Here is a 15736-nt window from a genome sequence, read left to right on the forward strand (position 1 = left end):
TCACATACGGTAGAGGGGTGAGTAAGCCAGCCCAGGGCAATTCCGAGACCGCCCAGGCGAGCGAGGCCGCAGCGCCCCGCTGGCCGGCGGTGCTCACCTGGCGCGCGCACGACGGATCACGGATGGAATCGGTGCGCGTAGTCCTCACCGGCAACCGGATCCGCGCGTCCGGGCGCATCATCGCCGGCGGCTGCGGTGAACATCCCGCGTTCAGCGCATCCTACGACCTCGTCACCGACGAGGTGGGACGCACCAAGCGGCTGTCGCTGCGCAGTACGGTCGCCTCGGGCGAACGCCATGCCTCGATCGCCCGGGACGAGGAGAACTACTGGCTCGTCGATGCCGGCGGCACCCACGTGCGGTCCATGTTCGGTGGCGCGCTGGATGTGGACGTGGTGCTGAGCCCGTTCTTCAACACCCTGCCGATTCGCCGTTTCGGGCTGGCGCATGCCACCGAGGACGTGCAGGTTCCGGTGGTCTACGTGCGGGTTCCGGATCTGCTCGTGCAGGAGGCGATCCTCACCTACAGCAGCGGCGCCGACGGGATCCACGTGCTCTCGCCGGTGTCGAGCGCGACCGTCACCGTCGACGACGACGGATTCGTCCTCGACTATCCGGGCCTGGCCGAGCGGGTCTGACGCCGCGCGGGGCTCAGTCCAGCGAGCGGATCACCCCGCCCTGCCGTCCCGCATCGCGCAACCGTTCCAGCCAATCCTGATCGCCCGGGCGGATATCGGTGATGTCCCAGCGGCGCAGGGTGTCGTAGCGGTCGCGTTCGCTGTAGCCCGCGTCGATCAGTTCGCCGAGGGTGCCCTCGTCACGCAGGCTGTCGCGCGCGGCCGCGAGCAGGCGCAGCGCGTCGTCGATCGCCTCGGTGAGCGCGGCCGCGTTCGGTTCGCAGATCGCGCGCACCAGATCGGGTGCGGTCGCCGCGACCCGGGTGCCGTCGCGAAACGATCCGGCGGCCAGGCCCAGTGCCAGATCGCCCCCCGCGGCCCCCGCGACCGCCAGCGCCTCGGCCAGCACGTGCGGCAGATGCGAGATCCGTGCCACCGCACGGTCGTGTTCGTCCGCCAGGACCGGCACCACGATCGCACCGCAGTCCAGCGCCAGCCGCGCGACCCGGTTCCACGGCTCGGCGCGGGTGCCCGGATCCACGCCGACCGCCCAGGCCGCGTCGCGAAACAGGTCGGGAGACGATGCGGCCCAGCCGGATTCGGCCGTCCCCGCCATCGGATGGCCGCCGACGTAGTACGCGCCCAGTTCCTGCCGGTGCACCTCGACGCGCACCGGTTCCTTCACGCTCACCACATCGGTGAGCGTGCAGTCGGGCGCGAATGTCTTCACATCCGCGAGAACGGTATCGATGGCCGGCATCGGCACCGCCAGCACGATCAGCGCATCGTCGGCGGCGGCCCGGGACAGCACCGCCGCGATGTCGGATTCGACGTCGAATCCGTCGGCCCGGGCGGCCTGCGCACCCGGGGCCGACCGGTTGTAACCCCAGGCCCGGTAGCCGGCCGCGGTCGCCGCGCGCAGCAGCGAACCACCGATCAAACCCGTACCCAGTACGCACACCGAGGAATTCCGATCGCCCGTCATCGGATCAGATTCGCATACGACTTCAACATTTCCGCCGAAGCCGACTACCGTTGCGGCCATGGCACAGCGCTCGAGCACGAACAGGGCCGCGTCGGACGATTACGACGATGTGGAAGGGTTCGCCGTGGCGGTCGTACGCGAAGACAGCACATGGCGCTGCAGCCCGCTCAGTGCCGCGGCACTGTCGAGTCTGTCCGCGGCCGAGAACGAGCTGCGCGCGCTGCGCAGTACCGGTGCGGTGTTCGGGCTGCTGGACGTCGACGACGAATTCTTCATCGTCCTGCGGCCGGGGCCGACCGGTAGCCGGTTGCTGATCTCGGACGCCACCGCCGCGATCGATTACGACATCGCCGTCGAGGTGCTCGACGCGCTGAATGTCGAAGTCCCCGATATCGATCCGGACGAACTGGACGAGATCGATCCGTGGGAGGAAGGCGATCTGGGCGTGCTGGCGGACCTCGGCCTGCCCGAGCCCGTGCTCAGCGTCATCCTCGCCGAAACCGATCTCTATCCGGACGAGCAGCTGGGCATGGTCGCACAGCGGCTGGGCTTCGCCGACGAGTTCTCCGCGGTCCTGGACAAGCTGCACCGTTGAGCCCGGCGTCACCGCGCGCAGACGAGGACCTCGTCCGGGCCGCCCTCGCCGCGGCGGCGGAGACCGATCCGCGAGACGTCCCGGTCGGCGCGGTCGTCTTCGACGCGGACGGTCGGGAGCTGGCTCGTGCCGGCAATGCGCGAGAGGCGCTCGGCGACCCCACCGCGCATGCCGAGATCCTGGCGCTGCGCCGCGCGGCACGGGTACACGGTGACGGTTGGCGGCTGGAGGGCACAACGCTGGCCGTGACGTTGGAACCCTGCACGATGTGTGCCGGGGCCCTGGTCTTGGCCCGGGTTCGCCGCGTGGTCTTCGGCGCGTGGGAACCCAAGACCGGTGCGGTCGGCTCGCTGTGGGATGTGGTGCGTGACCGTCGCCTCAACCATCGTCCCGAGGTTCGCGGGGGTGTACTGGAGGCCGAATGCGCGGCCGTGCTGGACGCCTTCTTCCGCACTCAGCGCCCCTGACCACCCGATTTCGGTTTCGCTCCGCCCGTCCGGTAAAGTCACCTGCGGTGGCGTGTCCGAGCGGCCTAAGGAGCACGCCTCGAAAGCGTGTGTGGGGTAACCCCCCACCGAGGGTTCAAATCCCTCCGCCACCGCCACAGCCCCCACCCGGGTCTCCGGGTGGGGGCTTTTTCGGTCCTCACCGAGTCGTCGTCACCCGGCCGAACCGGTACGAACCTTCGGCGCGTCCGGATCGTGGTGGACGGCCTTGAAGAAGCTGATCCGGGTCGGCTCCGTCCGCAGCACCGTGGTGTCCGTACCGCCGATGGTGTCGGGCCGCTCGATCACCAGCGGCGGGCACTCCACACCTTTCACCGGCACCTTCTCGTGCGCTCGCACGACCATGTTGAACGGGGTTTCGGTCTCCGCGGTCCCGCCGACGACCCGGCAGTGCTGCCACGCCTCGATCAGGTAGGTGTCGTCCGTGTCGTTGGTGCAGGTCGTCTCCGAGCACGCCACCCCGGCGGGAAACGGCTGGGCGGATGCCGTGGGAGCGATGGCGGCGACCGCAGCGCACACCGCGCCCGAAACGATGCCGACGGCCAGAATCCGTGTCTTCAAGTTTCCGGTTCCTTTCGACCTCCACGCGGCGATCGCGGTCGAGGCCCAGATTCGTAGCGGTGACGGCGAACTCGCCGTCCTCCCAATTGTCCAGATTGCCGCAGGGATGGACGTCCCGATTTACCGCCACCGGTAAACCGCGAGGCGAGTGCGGCCGCGCGGGCGGTCGCCGCGGTGGTTTGCCTGTATATCGCTGTGCGACCGAGGTTCCCGCGGGGAGCGGTGACCGTGCGCGGTGTGAGCTGCCGACCCCGCCGTGTATTTCCTTGCGGAAGGACGTGTTTCACATCTGGGGTGCCCGGCGATAGCCCGTGTCGAGGACTGTGGATATTCATAGCGTCGTGTCGTACCCGCGTGTTCTACTGCACATTACCGACTAGTAGGAAGGGTGGCGGGCTGAGGTAATCTAGCGTCCAGTTGCTTGCCGGACGTCCCGCCGACGTAGTCGGGCAGTGTGCAGATCATGTGAGGGACAACAGCTTTGAACAAACCGGAGAGTCCGGTCGTGCGGACCGCGACGCGCGACGACATCACCGGAATGGTGCGGGTACTGGCCGCGGCCTTCGCCCACGACGATCCGATCGAGGAATACGTCTTTCCGGACGAAGCTGTCCGGCACCGTCGGTCGCCGCGCATGTTGCGGACGATGATCACGCATCGCTTCCTGCCGGCCGGCGGCGCCGAGGTCGCGGAGCTGGACGGCCGGATCGTCGGCGTCCTGCTCTGGTACCCGGACGGTTACCGGCCCGGCGGGCTGCGCGAATTCCTCGCCGGCCCGCTGTTTCTCGCGGGAATGGGCACCGCGGTGGGACGGGGAACCGAGGTCGATCGCACCATGGATCGGGCGGCCCCGGCCGAACCCCACTTCTTCCACGTCTACCTCGGCACCGATCCGGAACTGCAGCGCCGCGGCATCGGCCGGGCGTTGTACGCGTCGTTCACCGACAAGGCCGACCGGCAGGGCGTACTCCTGTGCGGAATCTGCAAGGACGAGAACGTCGGGTACTACGAGGCCCTGGGTAACGAACGCACCGGGTCCGTCCGGCTGGGCCGGACGGGGCCGGAATTGAACATCATCATTCGCCGACCGCGTCCGCTCTGATCGGCGGGGCGAAGGCCGCCGCGGAAGGGTCGCCGGTTTCCGGCGAGCGCGGACCCGGCCGATCGCCCGAACTGCTCCGGGGGAGCGAGAAGTATTTCCGAGTCGGCCGAGGAGTCGCTGTGTCTGACATTGCCATCGTCGGAATCGGATGCCGGTATGCCGGCGGCATCGATTCGCCGGAGTCCTTCTGGGACTTCGTGATCAACAAACGGGACGGGGTCACCGAGATCCCCGCCGACCGCTGGGACTGGCGGCGCTACTACGACGCCGACCGCCGCACCCCCGGGCGCATGTACACCAAGCGCGCCGCCTTCATGACCGGCGATCCGTGGGAGTTCGATCCCGACTTCTTCGGCATCTCCCCGCGCGAGGCCGCCGCCATGGACCCGCAGCAGCGACTCGTCCTGGAAGTGGTGTGGGAGGCGCTCGACGACGCGGGCGTCGCGGGACGCAGCGCGGGCTCGGGGCTCGGCGTCTACATCGGCGCCTTCACCCTCGATCAGCTGGCGGTATCGGTCGGCGGACCGGCGCTGCCGCATGTCGACATGCACACCGCCGCCGGCGCGTCGTACACGATGCTCTCCAACCGGATCGCCTACGCGCTCAACCTCACCGGTCCGGCGGTCACCGTCGACACCGCCTGTTCCTCGTCGCTGGTCGCGCTGCATCTGGCCTGCCAGGCCATCGAGAGCGGGGACTGCGAATACGCCCTCGCCGGCGGTGTGACCGTGATGGCGCAGCCGGAGCCGTTCGTCTCCATGTGCAAGGGCGGATTCCTCGCCGCCGACGGCCGCAGCAAACCGTTCGACGCCGCCGCCGACGGTTACGGCCGCGGTGAGGGCGCCGGCATCGTGGTGCTGAAGAAGCTGGCCGACGCCGAACGCGACGGCGACCGCATCTACGCGGTCGTCAAGGCCACCGGATCGAATCAGGACGGCCGCACCACGGCCATCACCGTCCCGAACGCGGATTCCCAGGAAGCACTGGCCAAGACCGTGATCGAGCGTTCCGGAATTCCGGCGCACGAGATCACCTACGTCGAGGCCCACGGCACCGGAACGCCGGTGGGCGACCCGCTGGAACTGCGAGCCATCGGCCGGGCCTACGGCGCTGCCACCGGGCGGCCCGGTCCGGTCGGTGTCGGCTCGGTGAAGGCGACGCTGGGGCACACCGAGGCGGCCTCGGGTATCGCGAGCGTTATCAAATCGGCGCTGGCCATCACGCATCGCACCATCGCGCCGCAGGGCTGGCTGGACACCCCGAATCCCGATATCCCGTTCGAGGAACTGGGAATCCGCCTGCAGACCGAGGCCGAACCGGTGGGCGCCGAGGTCGAGCGGATGACGGTGGCCGTCAACGGTTTCGGATACGGCGGCACCAATGCGCACGCGATTCTGCAGGAGTATCGGGGCGAGTCCGAAACCAACCGGGCACCACAGCATTTCGGCGTCCTGCCGCTCTCCGCGCGGAGCGAGACCGCGGTTCGGCACTTGGCTCGCGGCGTCGCCGAACTGATCGCCGAGGGCGCCGATCCCGGCCGGCTGGCCGAAGCCGCATGGCGGCGCCGTCACCACCACAACCATCGCGCCGCGATCACCTTCGGCGACGACACCGAACTGGTGCGCGGGCTGGTGGATCTGGCGAGCGGGGAGGGCCGGGTCGGTCGCACCGTCGCCAAGCGCACCGCCGAGCCGGTGTACGTCTTCACCGGTATGGGTCCGCAGTGGTGGGGCATGGCACGCGAGCTGCTCGGCTCCGAAGGCCCGTTCGCCGACGAGGCGCGCCGCATCGATGCCGTGTTCACCGACATCGCCGGCTGGTCCGTCGTCGAGGAGTTGCTGCGGCCCGAGGAGGAGTCGCGGGTCACCTCGACCGCCATCGCGCAACCGGCGAACTTCCTGGTGCAGGTCGCGCTGTACGCGGCGTTGCGGGAGTACGGAATCGAACCCGCCGTCGTCGTCGGCCACAGCGTCGGCGAGGTATCGGCCGCCTATGTGACCGGAATGCTGTCGCTCCACGACGCGCTGCTGGTCAGCTATCACCGCGCCCGGTTGCAGGCCACGACGGCGGGGACGGGTGGCATGCTGGCGATCGGATTGCCCGCCGAGGCCGCTCGCGAGGTCATCGCCGCCGACGGTTCGGTCGATATCGCGGCGATCAACTCACCCTCGGCCGTCACGCTGGCCGGTGCGGTCGACCGTCTCGACGAGATCGCCGAAAAGCTCACCGCCGACGGCATTTTCGCGCGCCGACTGCAGGTCGAGGTGCCGTATCACAGTCATCTGATGGACCCGATCCTGGATGAACTGCGCGGGGTGCTGGCCGGGCTCACCGTCGCCGAACCGCGTATCCCGCTGTACTCCACGGTCACCGGCGAACAGGTCACCGCGGCCGACTGGAATGCCGAGTACTGGTGTGCCAACGTCCGGCAGCCGGTGCGGTTCGCCGATGCCATCACCGCGCTGGTCCGGGCCGGCAACCGGGTGTTCGTCGAGGTCGGTCCGCATCCGGTACTCGGCGCCAACATTCGCGAAATACTCATCGGCGCAGGGGAAACCGGTGCGACGGTGGCCACCCTGCACCGCAAACAGCAGGACGCGGACAGCCTGCGCCAGACCCTGTCCGGTCTGTACGCGGCCGGAGTTCTCGACATCGACGTGCTGTTCGCGGGCGTGCCGGACCCGACGCCGCATATCGATCTGCCGCGCTATCCGTGGCAGCGCACCCGGCTGCGCAACGAACTGCCCGAATTCCGGCTGCTACGGCACGGCACGCCCGACGCGCATCCGATGCTCGGTGATCAGAATCCCGACGACTCCAACGCCTGGCGGGTGGAACTGTCGCTCGCCGCGCTGCCCTGGCTGGCCGATCACGTCGTGGGCGGCACCCGGATCCTGCCGGGCGCGGGATATCTGGATGCCGCACTGAGCGCCGCCGCGGTGCGCACCGAATCGGATCAGGTCGCCGTGGAGGGCGTGCGGTTCGTCGCGCCCCTGGTCGTCGAGGAGGGCGAGGCGCCGATCGTCGAACTCCACGTGGAGGATTCGACCGGGCGCTTCACCATCCGCTCCCGGGGTGCGGCCGGAACCATCTGGACCGTCCACGCGATGGGCCGCCTGGTCGAAGGCAGTTACGCGCCGATCACCGCGGACGTGCCCGATACCGAGCAGATGCTCGCGGTCGAGCCCGCCGAGTTCTACGCCGGATTGGCCGCGCGCGGATTGGAATACGGGCCGGCCTTCCAGCGCGCCACCTCGATCCGCATCTCGCCGGACACCGTGGTCGCGCGACTCGACGGCACCATCGGCCAGGGCGAGAGGTATCTCGCACATCCCGCGATCGTCGATGCGGCGCTGCAGAGCGTGGCCGCCCTGCTCGCCGGCCGCGGTGGTGCCCAGGAGGGCGCGATGGTGCCGGTCGGCGTGCGCACCGTCCGCCGCCTCGCGCCCCTGCCGGAGGAGGTCACGGCCGTGGCCCGGTTCACCGAGGGCGACCGGCCGCTGGCCGATATCGATCTGCTCGATGCCGAGCGCACCGTGGTCATGCAGATCAGGGGGATGGAATTCGGTTCCCTGACCCCCGGCCGCGGCCCGCTGCAGCGCATGACCGACATGTTCTACGAGGAACGGTGGGAGCTGCGCGATCCGGTCGACACGTCCGCGCTTCCCGGCAACGACGGCCTGTACACCCTGGTCCTCGGCTACGGCGAGAACATCGACTCGCGGATCGAGCGGGTGCGCGATGCCGTCGCGGGCGGTGCCGGATCGGAAGTCCTCCGCCTCGATCCCAGCGACGCCGAGCTGGAACCGGAACTGGCACAACGGCTTCGCGACATCTTCGGCGCCGAGGGTGTGCAACGGCTGCACGTGTGCGTGGTCCCCGGACATTCGCCCGACGGTGATGTGGCGGCGCTGTGGACGCTGCGCCGGATCGCGGTGACGGTGGACGGTTACCTCGAGGAGCGGGTCACCGAGCACGAGATCGAAATTCCGCTGACCGGCGACGGATCGATTTACGTGACCGTGGTCAGCGCCCACGCGTACGCCCACCCCGCGGATGTGACGGCACCGGACCCCAGCCAGGCGGCCATCGCCGGCGCTCGTCGGGTGCTGCTCAACGAGCAGTCCCGGCTGCGGTGGCGACTGGTGGATATCGATGCCGACACGACGGTCGCGGACCTGTCCGCCGAACTGGCGATCCCCGGCGGCTTCCAGTACGACCTGGTCGACGAGGCCGTGCTGCGCAACGGCCTGCGCTGGACCACGGTCGTGACCCGGACGCTGCCGGAGCGGCTCGACGCCCTCGACACCGCCGAACCGCTCACCGACCCCGAGGCGAATTTCGAACTGGAACTGCCTCGTTCGCGCACCTTCGCGCGGCTGGGCTGGCGGCGCTGCGATCGGCGCGAACCCGGCCCGGGTGAGGTCGAGGTCCGGATGCGTGCGGTGGGCCTCAACTACAAGGACGCGCTGAAGGTGATCGGCGTCCTCGGCGAACGCGAACTGGCGGAGACCTTCTTCGGCTTGGTGCCGGGTATGGAAGGCGGCGGCGAGGTGGTCCGGGTCGGCCCCGGCGTCACCGACTACGCGGTCGGCGACTCGGTGAGCCTGACCTCCAAGGGCATGGTCGCGCGCTATCACACCACCTCGACCGATTCGCTCACCCACGTCCATCCAGACACCGATGCCGGCCGGTGCAGCAGCGTCACCGCGTTCACCACCGCCGAGTACTCGTTGCTCGAACTGGCGCGGATCCGTGCCGGTGAGACCGTGCTGGTGCACGGTGCGGCGGGCGGTGTCGGCAGCGCGGCGGTGCAGATCGCGAAGTTGCACGGCGCCACCGTGATCGGCACCGCGAGCAGCGAACAGCGACGCGCCTATGTCCTGGCCGAGGGCGCCGATCACGTGGTCGGCTCGCGGTCGCTGAACTTCGTCGACGAGGTACTCGCCTTTACCGGCGGACGCGGTGTGGACGTGATCATCAGCTCGGCGCCCGGTGAGATCCTGCGCCAGAACTTCGCGGTGATCGCCGAATTCGGCCGCATCGTGGAGATCGGCAAGGCCGATATCTACACCGGCGGCATGCTGGATCTGTCGGCGTTCGACAAGAACGTCTCCTACTTCTCCTTCGATCTGGACCGGATGCTGCGGTTGCGGCACACCGAGGTGATGGAGCTGGGCCGCAAGGTCAACGCCAGCTTCGACGACGGCACCTATCGGCCGCTGCCGTTCCAGAAGTACGGCACGGCGGAGGTGGCCCAGGCCTTCGAGGAGGTGGCCCGCTCGACCCGGATCGGCCGGGTCGCGCTGGATCTGACCGAGGAAGCACCGCTGGTCCGCCCGCAGCTGCCGGACATCGAGATCGACCCGGCGGCGCAATACCTGATCACCGGTGGTTTCGGCGCCTTCGGCCTGGCCACCGGACGGTGGCTGGTGGGCCACGGCGCCCGCCGGCTGACGCTGCTCGGCCGCGGCGGTGCCACCACCGAGGCCGCCGTCTCGCAGCTCGCGGCCTGGGAGGCGCAGGGCATCGAGGTCACCGTCGAGCGGGTCGACATCACCGATGCCGATGCCGTCGCGGCGGTCGTCGCTCGCGCCCACCGGCCCGAGCATCCGCTGCGCGGGGTGTTCCACACCGCCGGCGCCATCGACGACAAGCGCATCACCGTCATGGATGCCGAGAGTCTGGCCAAGGTGTTCCGCGCGAAGGCCGACGGTGCGCGCGCACTCGTCGCCGGCATCCAGGCGGCCGGGGCGCGGCTGGACCAGTTCGCGCTGTGGTCCTCCGGCAGTGCGATGTTCGGCGGTGTCGGCCAATATGCCTATACCGCGGCCAATATCGCGCTCCAGGCCATCGGGGATACGGTGGTCCGCGCGGGCGGTACCGCCCTGGTCGTCGGCTGGGGGCATATGTCCGGCGGCGGTATGGCCGACGACGAACATATCGCGCGGTATCTGCGCAACACCGGATTCGATTCGATCACCATGGACGAGGGGACCGAATATCTGGAGCAGGCGCTGCGATTGGGCGGCACGCAGGTCTCGATCATTCCGGTCGACTGGGCCAAGGTGAATGCCACCGCGCCGTTCTTCGCCCAGACCGGACGCACCAAGGAATTGATCGCCGCTGCGGCACAGGACGATTCGGCCGCCGCACGGCTACGCGTTCAGCTCGCCGAACTCGACGAGGGTAAGCGCAACGAGGTGGTCGCCTTCATGCTGGCCGAGCAACTTGCGCAGGTCATGGGTGTTTCGACGGATTCGATCGACCTGACGGTTCCGGTGCCCGAACTCGGATTGGACTCGTTGATGGCGGTCGAATTCGGCGCCCTGGTGACGAAATCGCTGGGCGTGGAACTGATGTCGATGAAGATGGGCCGCTCGTTCAGCCTCGAACAGGCAGGTGCGCGGGTGGCCGAGGCGATCGTGCAGGGGGCGGCGGGATGAGAAGGCCGCAGCTGCCTGCTGCGCCGGGAAAGGATGCGGGATGAGTGAGTCGGCGCGGGATCTGGCGCGGAAGTTGTTGTCCGGCACGGCATCTGGTGCATCCCCGGCGCCTGCACCCACCCCTGCGACGTCCGGAAACTCGCGCGGTGCGTTCACCGGCGGGAGCAGCAAACCGGCCCGCCCGCGCCGGGGCCCCGGACGCCAATTCGCCGACCACCCCGAGGTCGCGGCGATGGTGCAGAAACGCGCGGCGATCGCGGCGGTGCACGAGCACAGCGGCACGCCGAATCCGATGTTCCTCGTCCGCGAGAGCCCGAACGACACCGTCATCCGGTGGCAGGGCCGGGATCTGGTGAACTTCAGCGCCTACAACTATCTCGGCCTGGGCAACCATCCGAAGGTGGTGCAGGCCGCCAAGGACGCGCTGGACACCTACGGCGCGTCCGCCTCGGCCAGCCGCATCGTCGCCGGGGAGATCCCGATCTACGCCGAACTCGAACAGCGCCTGGCGGCGATGTACGACGTCGGTGACGCGATGGTCACCACCAGTGGTTATCTCACCAATGCCGGCGTGATCGGCTTCCTGCTGGGCGCCGACGACGTCGCGATCTGCGATTCGCTCATCCACGGCAGCGTGGTTTCCGGGGTGCAGTGGTCGGGAGCGCGACGGCTCAACTTCCGCCACAACGATCCGGAGTCGCTGCGTTCGGTGTTGCGCATGTCGCGCGGGAATTTCGATCGGGCGCTGGTCGTGGTCGAAGGGCATTACAGCATGGACGGCACGGTCGGCCGGGTGAGCGAAATAGCCGCCATCGCAAGGGAATTCGACTGCGCGGTCATGGTCGACGAGGCGCATTCGCTCGGTGTCTTCGGCGAACGCGGCCACGGCATCCGCGAGCACTACGGCATGGCAGGCGACGATGTCGACATCTGGATGGGCACCCTGTCGAAGGCGTTGGGCAGCTGCGGCGGTTTCATCGCCGCCGACGCGGACCTGATCGCCGCCATGAAGGCCGCCGCACCGGGTGTGGCCATGCTGACCGGCGGCCCGGCGCCCTCGACCATCGGCGCCGCGCTGGCCGCACTCGACGTCCTCGAGGCGGAACCGCAGCGACTGCGCCGGCTGTGGTCCAACGCCGAGCACTTCCGCACCCTGCTCGGCGAGCGCGGCATCGACCTCGGCATCTCCGAAGGCACCCCGATCTGCCCGGTCATCGTCCCCGGTGAACTGCGCGCCGGCTACGTCGCCACCACACTGCTGCGCAACGGCGTCTACGCGGGCGCGATCTCCTCTCCGGCGGTACCGGCGGGTCAGGAACGACTGCGCTTCTTCCTGACCTCCGAACACGAACCCGCGCAACTGGAGGCCGCCGCCGATCTGCTGTCCGAGGCCGTCACCGCCGCCGCGCAGTTGCCGGACCTGGGCGTCACCGGCTGACATGCGCGGCCGACCGCCGCGCGAGAGGGCCGTGCCACGACGTGTCCGGTCCCCTCGCCGGGCGGTTCGGCAGGTACCGCGGGGTGGCGCAGCCGGCCCGGTACGTTGGTGCTCGTGGAACTACGAATCTTCACCGAGCCCCAGCAAGGGGCTACCTACGACGATCTGCTCCGGGTTGCGAAGGTGACCGAGGAGGCGGGGTTCGACGCATTCTTCCGGTCGGATCACTATCTGAAGATGGGCGGGGTCTCCGGCCTGCCCGGGCCCACGGACGCGTGGATCACGCTGGCCGGGCTCGCGCGCGAGACTTCCCGGATCCGGATGGGCACACTGGTCACCGCCGCGACCTTCCGGCATCCGTCGGTGCTGGCGATCTCGGTCGCGCAGGTCGACCAGATGTCGGGCGGCCGGGTCGAACTCGGACTCGGTTCGGGGTGGTTCGCCGATGAGCATCGCGCCTACGGCATCGATCTGCCGGAGCTCGGCGAGCGCTTCGACCGCTACGCCGAGCAACTGGCCGTCATCACCGGCCTGTGGCAGACCCCGGTGGGCGAGACCTTCGATTTCACGGGCAAACACTATGTGCTGCAGGGCAGTCCGGCACTGCCCAAGCCGGTGCAGCAGCCCGGCCCGCCCGTGATCATCGGTGGCGCGGGCAAGAAGCGCACACCGGCCCTGGCCGCGCGGTACGCGCACGAGTTCAATCTGCCGTTCACGGATGCGGAAACGGCTGCGGCGCAATTCGATCGGGTTGCCGCGGCCGCGCGCGACATCGGCCGCGATCCCGGTGAGATCGTCCGCTCGGCCGCCCAGGTGCTGTGCGTGGGCCGCGACGAGGCCGAGATCGCCCGCCGCGCCGAGGCGATCGGCCGCGAGGTGGACGAACTGCGCACCAACGGCCTGGCCGGCACCCCGGCCGAGGTGGTCGACAAGATCGGCCGCTACTGCGAGACCACCGGCATTACCCGCCTCTACCTGCAGGTCTTGGATTTGTCCGACCTCGACCACTTGGAATTGGTCGCCGGCGAGGTCGCCGCCCAGCTGGGCTGAACCATCCGGTGCCGGCTTCGGCTCAGCCGACCTTCACCGGACTCCTGGGCTCGTCCGGATTGTCGACGTGGAGCTCGCGCAACCGCGCACCCTCCACGTCGATATCCGGCACGATCCGGCTGAGCCACCCCGGAATCCACCAGGCCGCCTTACCCATCAGCACCAGCAGCGACGGGATCAGGACCATGCGCACCAGGAATGCGTCGAACAGGACGCCCGCGGCGAGCGCGAAACCCATCGACTTGGCGGTCGCATCCGATTCCAGCAGGAACGAACCGAAGACCGAGATCATGATGACGGCGGCCGAGGTCACCACGCGTGCGCCGTGGTGGTAGCCGGAGATCATCGCCTCAATGGGTGGTTTCCCGTGCACGTATTCCTCGCGCATGCGGGTGACGAGGAAGACCTGGTAGTCCATGGCGAGGCCGAAGACCAAGCCGATCAACATGATCGGCAGGAAGCTCACGATCGGCCGCGGTTCGGAGATGAGACCCAGCGCGCCCTTCTGGAAGATCAGCACGGTGGCGCCGAAGGTCGCCGCCATGGAGAGCAGGAATCCCAGCGCGGCGGTGAAAGGTACCAGCACCGAACGGAATACCGCGATCAGCAACAGGAATGCCGCACCCGCCACGATGGCCAGATAGGGCAGGATCTTACTGAGCAGCGCATGGTCGACATCGGCGTAAATGGCTGTGGTGCCGGTGATTCCGTAGTCGATGCCGTATCTGTCGTGCAGTGCGGCTTCGGCATTGCGCGCGTTGCGCACCAGATCCTTGGTGGCCTGATCGTTGGGTCCGGTGGTGGGTACCGCGGTCATCAACGCGCCGCCGCCGTCCCTGCTCAGCTGCGGTCGGGTCACATAATCCATACCCGGATACGCGGCCAGCTCGTCGTGTAGCGCGGTCAGCGCCGCCTGCCGCTGATCGGCGGGCACCTGCGACAGATCGGCGACGACTTGCAGCTTGCCGTTACTGCCGGCACCGAATCCCTCGGTGCGCAGGTCGTAGGCCTTGCGAATGGTGGTGGTCCTGGGCTGGCTGTCCTCACCGGGCAGGCCCAGATTCAAGCTCAGCGCGGGCGCGGCCAGCAGACCCAGCACGATGATGCTCGCGACCAGCGTCAGCCACGGCATCCGCCCGATCACCCGCGCCACCCGCATACCGTTGGTGACCACCGAATCGTCCTCGGGATCGTGTCGCGCGATCACCGGCAGCCTCGGCTCGAACAGGTACTTGCCGAAGGCGCCGAGCAGGGCCGGCATCAGGGTGATGGCGGTGAGCACGGCGAACGCCGCCGCGATCGCCCCGCCCAGCCCCATGAAGGTCAGGAAGCGGATGTTGACGATGGCCAGGGCGACGAGCGCGATGATCACCGTCGCGCCCGCGAACACGACCGCCGAACCGGCCGTCCCCAGGGCCGTGCCCGCGGCGATCTCCGGCGAATTCTGCACCGCGCGTTCGTGTTTGTAGCGCGAGACGATGAACAGCGCGTAGTCGATCGAGAGCGCGATGCCGATCATCGAGGCCAGGAAGGTGGTGAAACTCGGTACCGACATGAACGATGTGCCGAGGAAGATCACCGACGTCGCCAGTCCGAGTCCGACGATCGCGGTGATGATCGGCACGAAGGCGGCCACGATCGCACCGAAGGCCACCACCATCACCACCAGCGCCACGGCCATGCCGATCATCTCGGCCCGACCACTGGGCTGTTGTTGTTCCATCGCCAGCGACCCGCTCATCTCCACCTGAAGTCCGGCGGCCCGCGCCTCGTCGCCGACCGCGTAGGCGGCCGCGCGATCGGCGGCGGTGATATCGGTGAACTTCTGGATCGTGAACGGAACGGTCAGCACCGCAACGGTATCGGGGTTCTCATTGTTCAACACGTCGACCGGCGCGGCACTGCAGCGCGAGACGAATTCCGGCGAACTGCGATCGGTCGCGAAGCAGCCCATCTGTTCGGTGGCGGTGATCGGATCCACCAGCGGGGTCTTGTGATCGACGATGTTCAGATCGTTCAGCTTCGAAACCACACCACCGACGGCCGCGCGCTGGGATGCGTCGGTGAGTTTCTGCCCCGGTGCCGCCCCGAAGACATAGGTGCCGGTGACCGCCTCGAAACTGAACGCCTGCGACATCCCCGGGAAGTGTTTGTCCATGATCTCGGTGGCGCGTTTCGACGGCAGATTCGGGATCGTGAAATCGTCGTTCATCGGCTTCTTCAGCTGCGTACCCAGGCTGCCGATGATCACGAACAGAATCAGCCAGACCGGGAGCACGATCCACTTGTGCCGAAAGGCGAATCTTCCCCACCGATACAGATACACGGACACGAGGCGCTCCTAGTGGTCGCTGGCCTCGATTGCCGATGACTGCGAACCGGGGCCGGTCGCTGATCGAGCTGTGCGGTAGCCGGTGCACTCGCCGTTCCGGTCGG

At 68.5% G+C, this 15736-nt stretch carries 10 protein-coding genes and 1 tRNA gene; 8 read left to right on the plus strand and 3 right to left on the minus strand.

Annotated features, from left to right (window positions below; all coding sequences use genetic code 11):
* The first annotated feature begins 17 nt into the window (after positions 1–17).
* The gene (locus IG65_RS0122140) at positions 18–638 is read left to right on the plus strand and encodes a putative glycolipid-binding domain-containing protein (protein WP_030516859.1); all 621 of its coding nucleotides are present in this window, start codon (positions 18–20) and stop codon (positions 636–638) included.
* A 13-nt stretch (positions 639–651) separates the two neighbouring features.
* Here IG65_RS0122140 and IG65_RS0122145 read toward each other — a convergent pair whose 3' ends face one another.
* Positions 652–1602 carry a prephenate dehydrogenase gene (locus IG65_RS0122145; RefSeq protein WP_030516860.1) on the minus strand — a complete coding sequence of 317 codons (951 nt, stop codon included), beginning with the start codon at positions 1600–1602 and terminating at the stop codon, positions 652–654.
* Between the two features lie 58 nt (positions 1603–1660).
* Between IG65_RS0122145 and IG65_RS0122150 the strand changes: the two genes are divergently transcribed.
* The 3 genes from IG65_RS0122150 (at position 1661) to IG65_RS0122160 (ending at position 2801) form a co-directional block, all read left to right on the plus strand.
* Positions 1661–2197 carry a tRNA adenosine deaminase-associated protein gene (locus IG65_RS0122150; RefSeq protein ID WP_030516861.1) on the plus strand — a complete coding sequence of 179 codons (537 nt, stop codon included), beginning with the start codon at positions 1661–1663 and terminating at the stop codon, positions 2195–2197.
* Positions 2194–2664, plus strand: a complete 471-nt coding sequence (locus IG65_RS0122155) for a nucleoside deaminase (protein WP_030516862.1) — start codon at positions 2194–2196, stop codon at positions 2662–2664. The genes IG65_RS0122150 and IG65_RS0122155 overlap by 4 nt, the downstream gene beginning before the upstream one ends.
* 46 nt (positions 2665–2710) lie before the next feature.
* Positions 2711–2801: transfer RNA gene (locus tag IG65_RS0122160), tRNA-Ser, on the plus strand.
* A gap of 55 nt (positions 2802–2856) precedes the next feature.
* Here the strand turns inward: IG65_RS0122160 and IG65_RS0122165 are convergent.
* Positions 2857–3264, minus strand: a complete 408-nt coding sequence (locus IG65_RS0122165; RefSeq protein ID WP_156055719.1) for a hypothetical protein — start codon at positions 3262–3264, stop codon at positions 2857–2859.
* A 505-nt stretch (positions 3265–3769) separates the two neighbouring features.
* Here IG65_RS0122165 and IG65_RS0122175 point away from each other — a divergent pair.
* The 4 genes from IG65_RS0122175 to IG65_RS0122190 all read left to right on the plus strand — a co-directional run bounded on the left by IG65_RS0122175 (position 3770) and on the right by IG65_RS0122190 (position 13300).
* Positions 3770–4366: a GNAT family N-acetyltransferase gene (locus IG65_RS0122175; protein ID WP_231509344.1), complete on the plus strand. Its 597-nt coding sequence runs from the start codon at positions 3770–3772 to the stop codon at positions 4364–4366.
* Between the two features lie 119 nt (positions 4367–4485).
* On the plus strand, positions 4486–10812 hold the full coding sequence (locus IG65_RS0122180) for a type I polyketide synthase (protein ID WP_030516866.1): 6327 nt from the start codon (positions 4486–4488) through the stop codon (positions 10810–10812).
* Between the two features lie 40 nt (positions 10813–10852).
* Complete coding sequence (locus IG65_RS0122185; protein WP_030516867.1) at positions 10853–12250, plus strand: aminotransferase class I/II-fold pyridoxal phosphate-dependent enzyme; 1398 nt, start codon at positions 10853–10855, stop codon at positions 12248–12250.
* Between the two features lie 114 nt (positions 12251–12364).
* Positions 12365–13300, plus strand: coding sequence for an LLM class F420-dependent oxidoreductase (locus tag IG65_RS0122190; protein WP_030516868.1), 936 nt, complete (start codon positions 12365–12367; stop codon positions 13298–13300).
* Between the two features lie 22 nt (positions 13301–13322).
* Here the strand turns inward: IG65_RS0122190 and IG65_RS0122195 are convergent, their stop codons facing one another.
* Positions 13323–15632 (minus strand): MMPL family transporter, encoded by a 2310-nt coding sequence (locus IG65_RS0122195; protein ID WP_030516869.1) that lies wholly within the window; start codon positions 15630–15632, stop codon positions 13323–13325.
* Between the last annotated feature and the right edge of the window lie 104 nt (positions 15633–15736).

Origin of the sequence: Nocardia sp. NRRL WC-3656, from assembly GCF_000720265.1 — a bacterium.
In the GTDB taxonomy this organism is placed as follows: Bacteria; Actinomycetota; Actinomycetes; order Mycobacteriales; family Mycobacteriaceae; genus Nocardia; species Nocardia nova.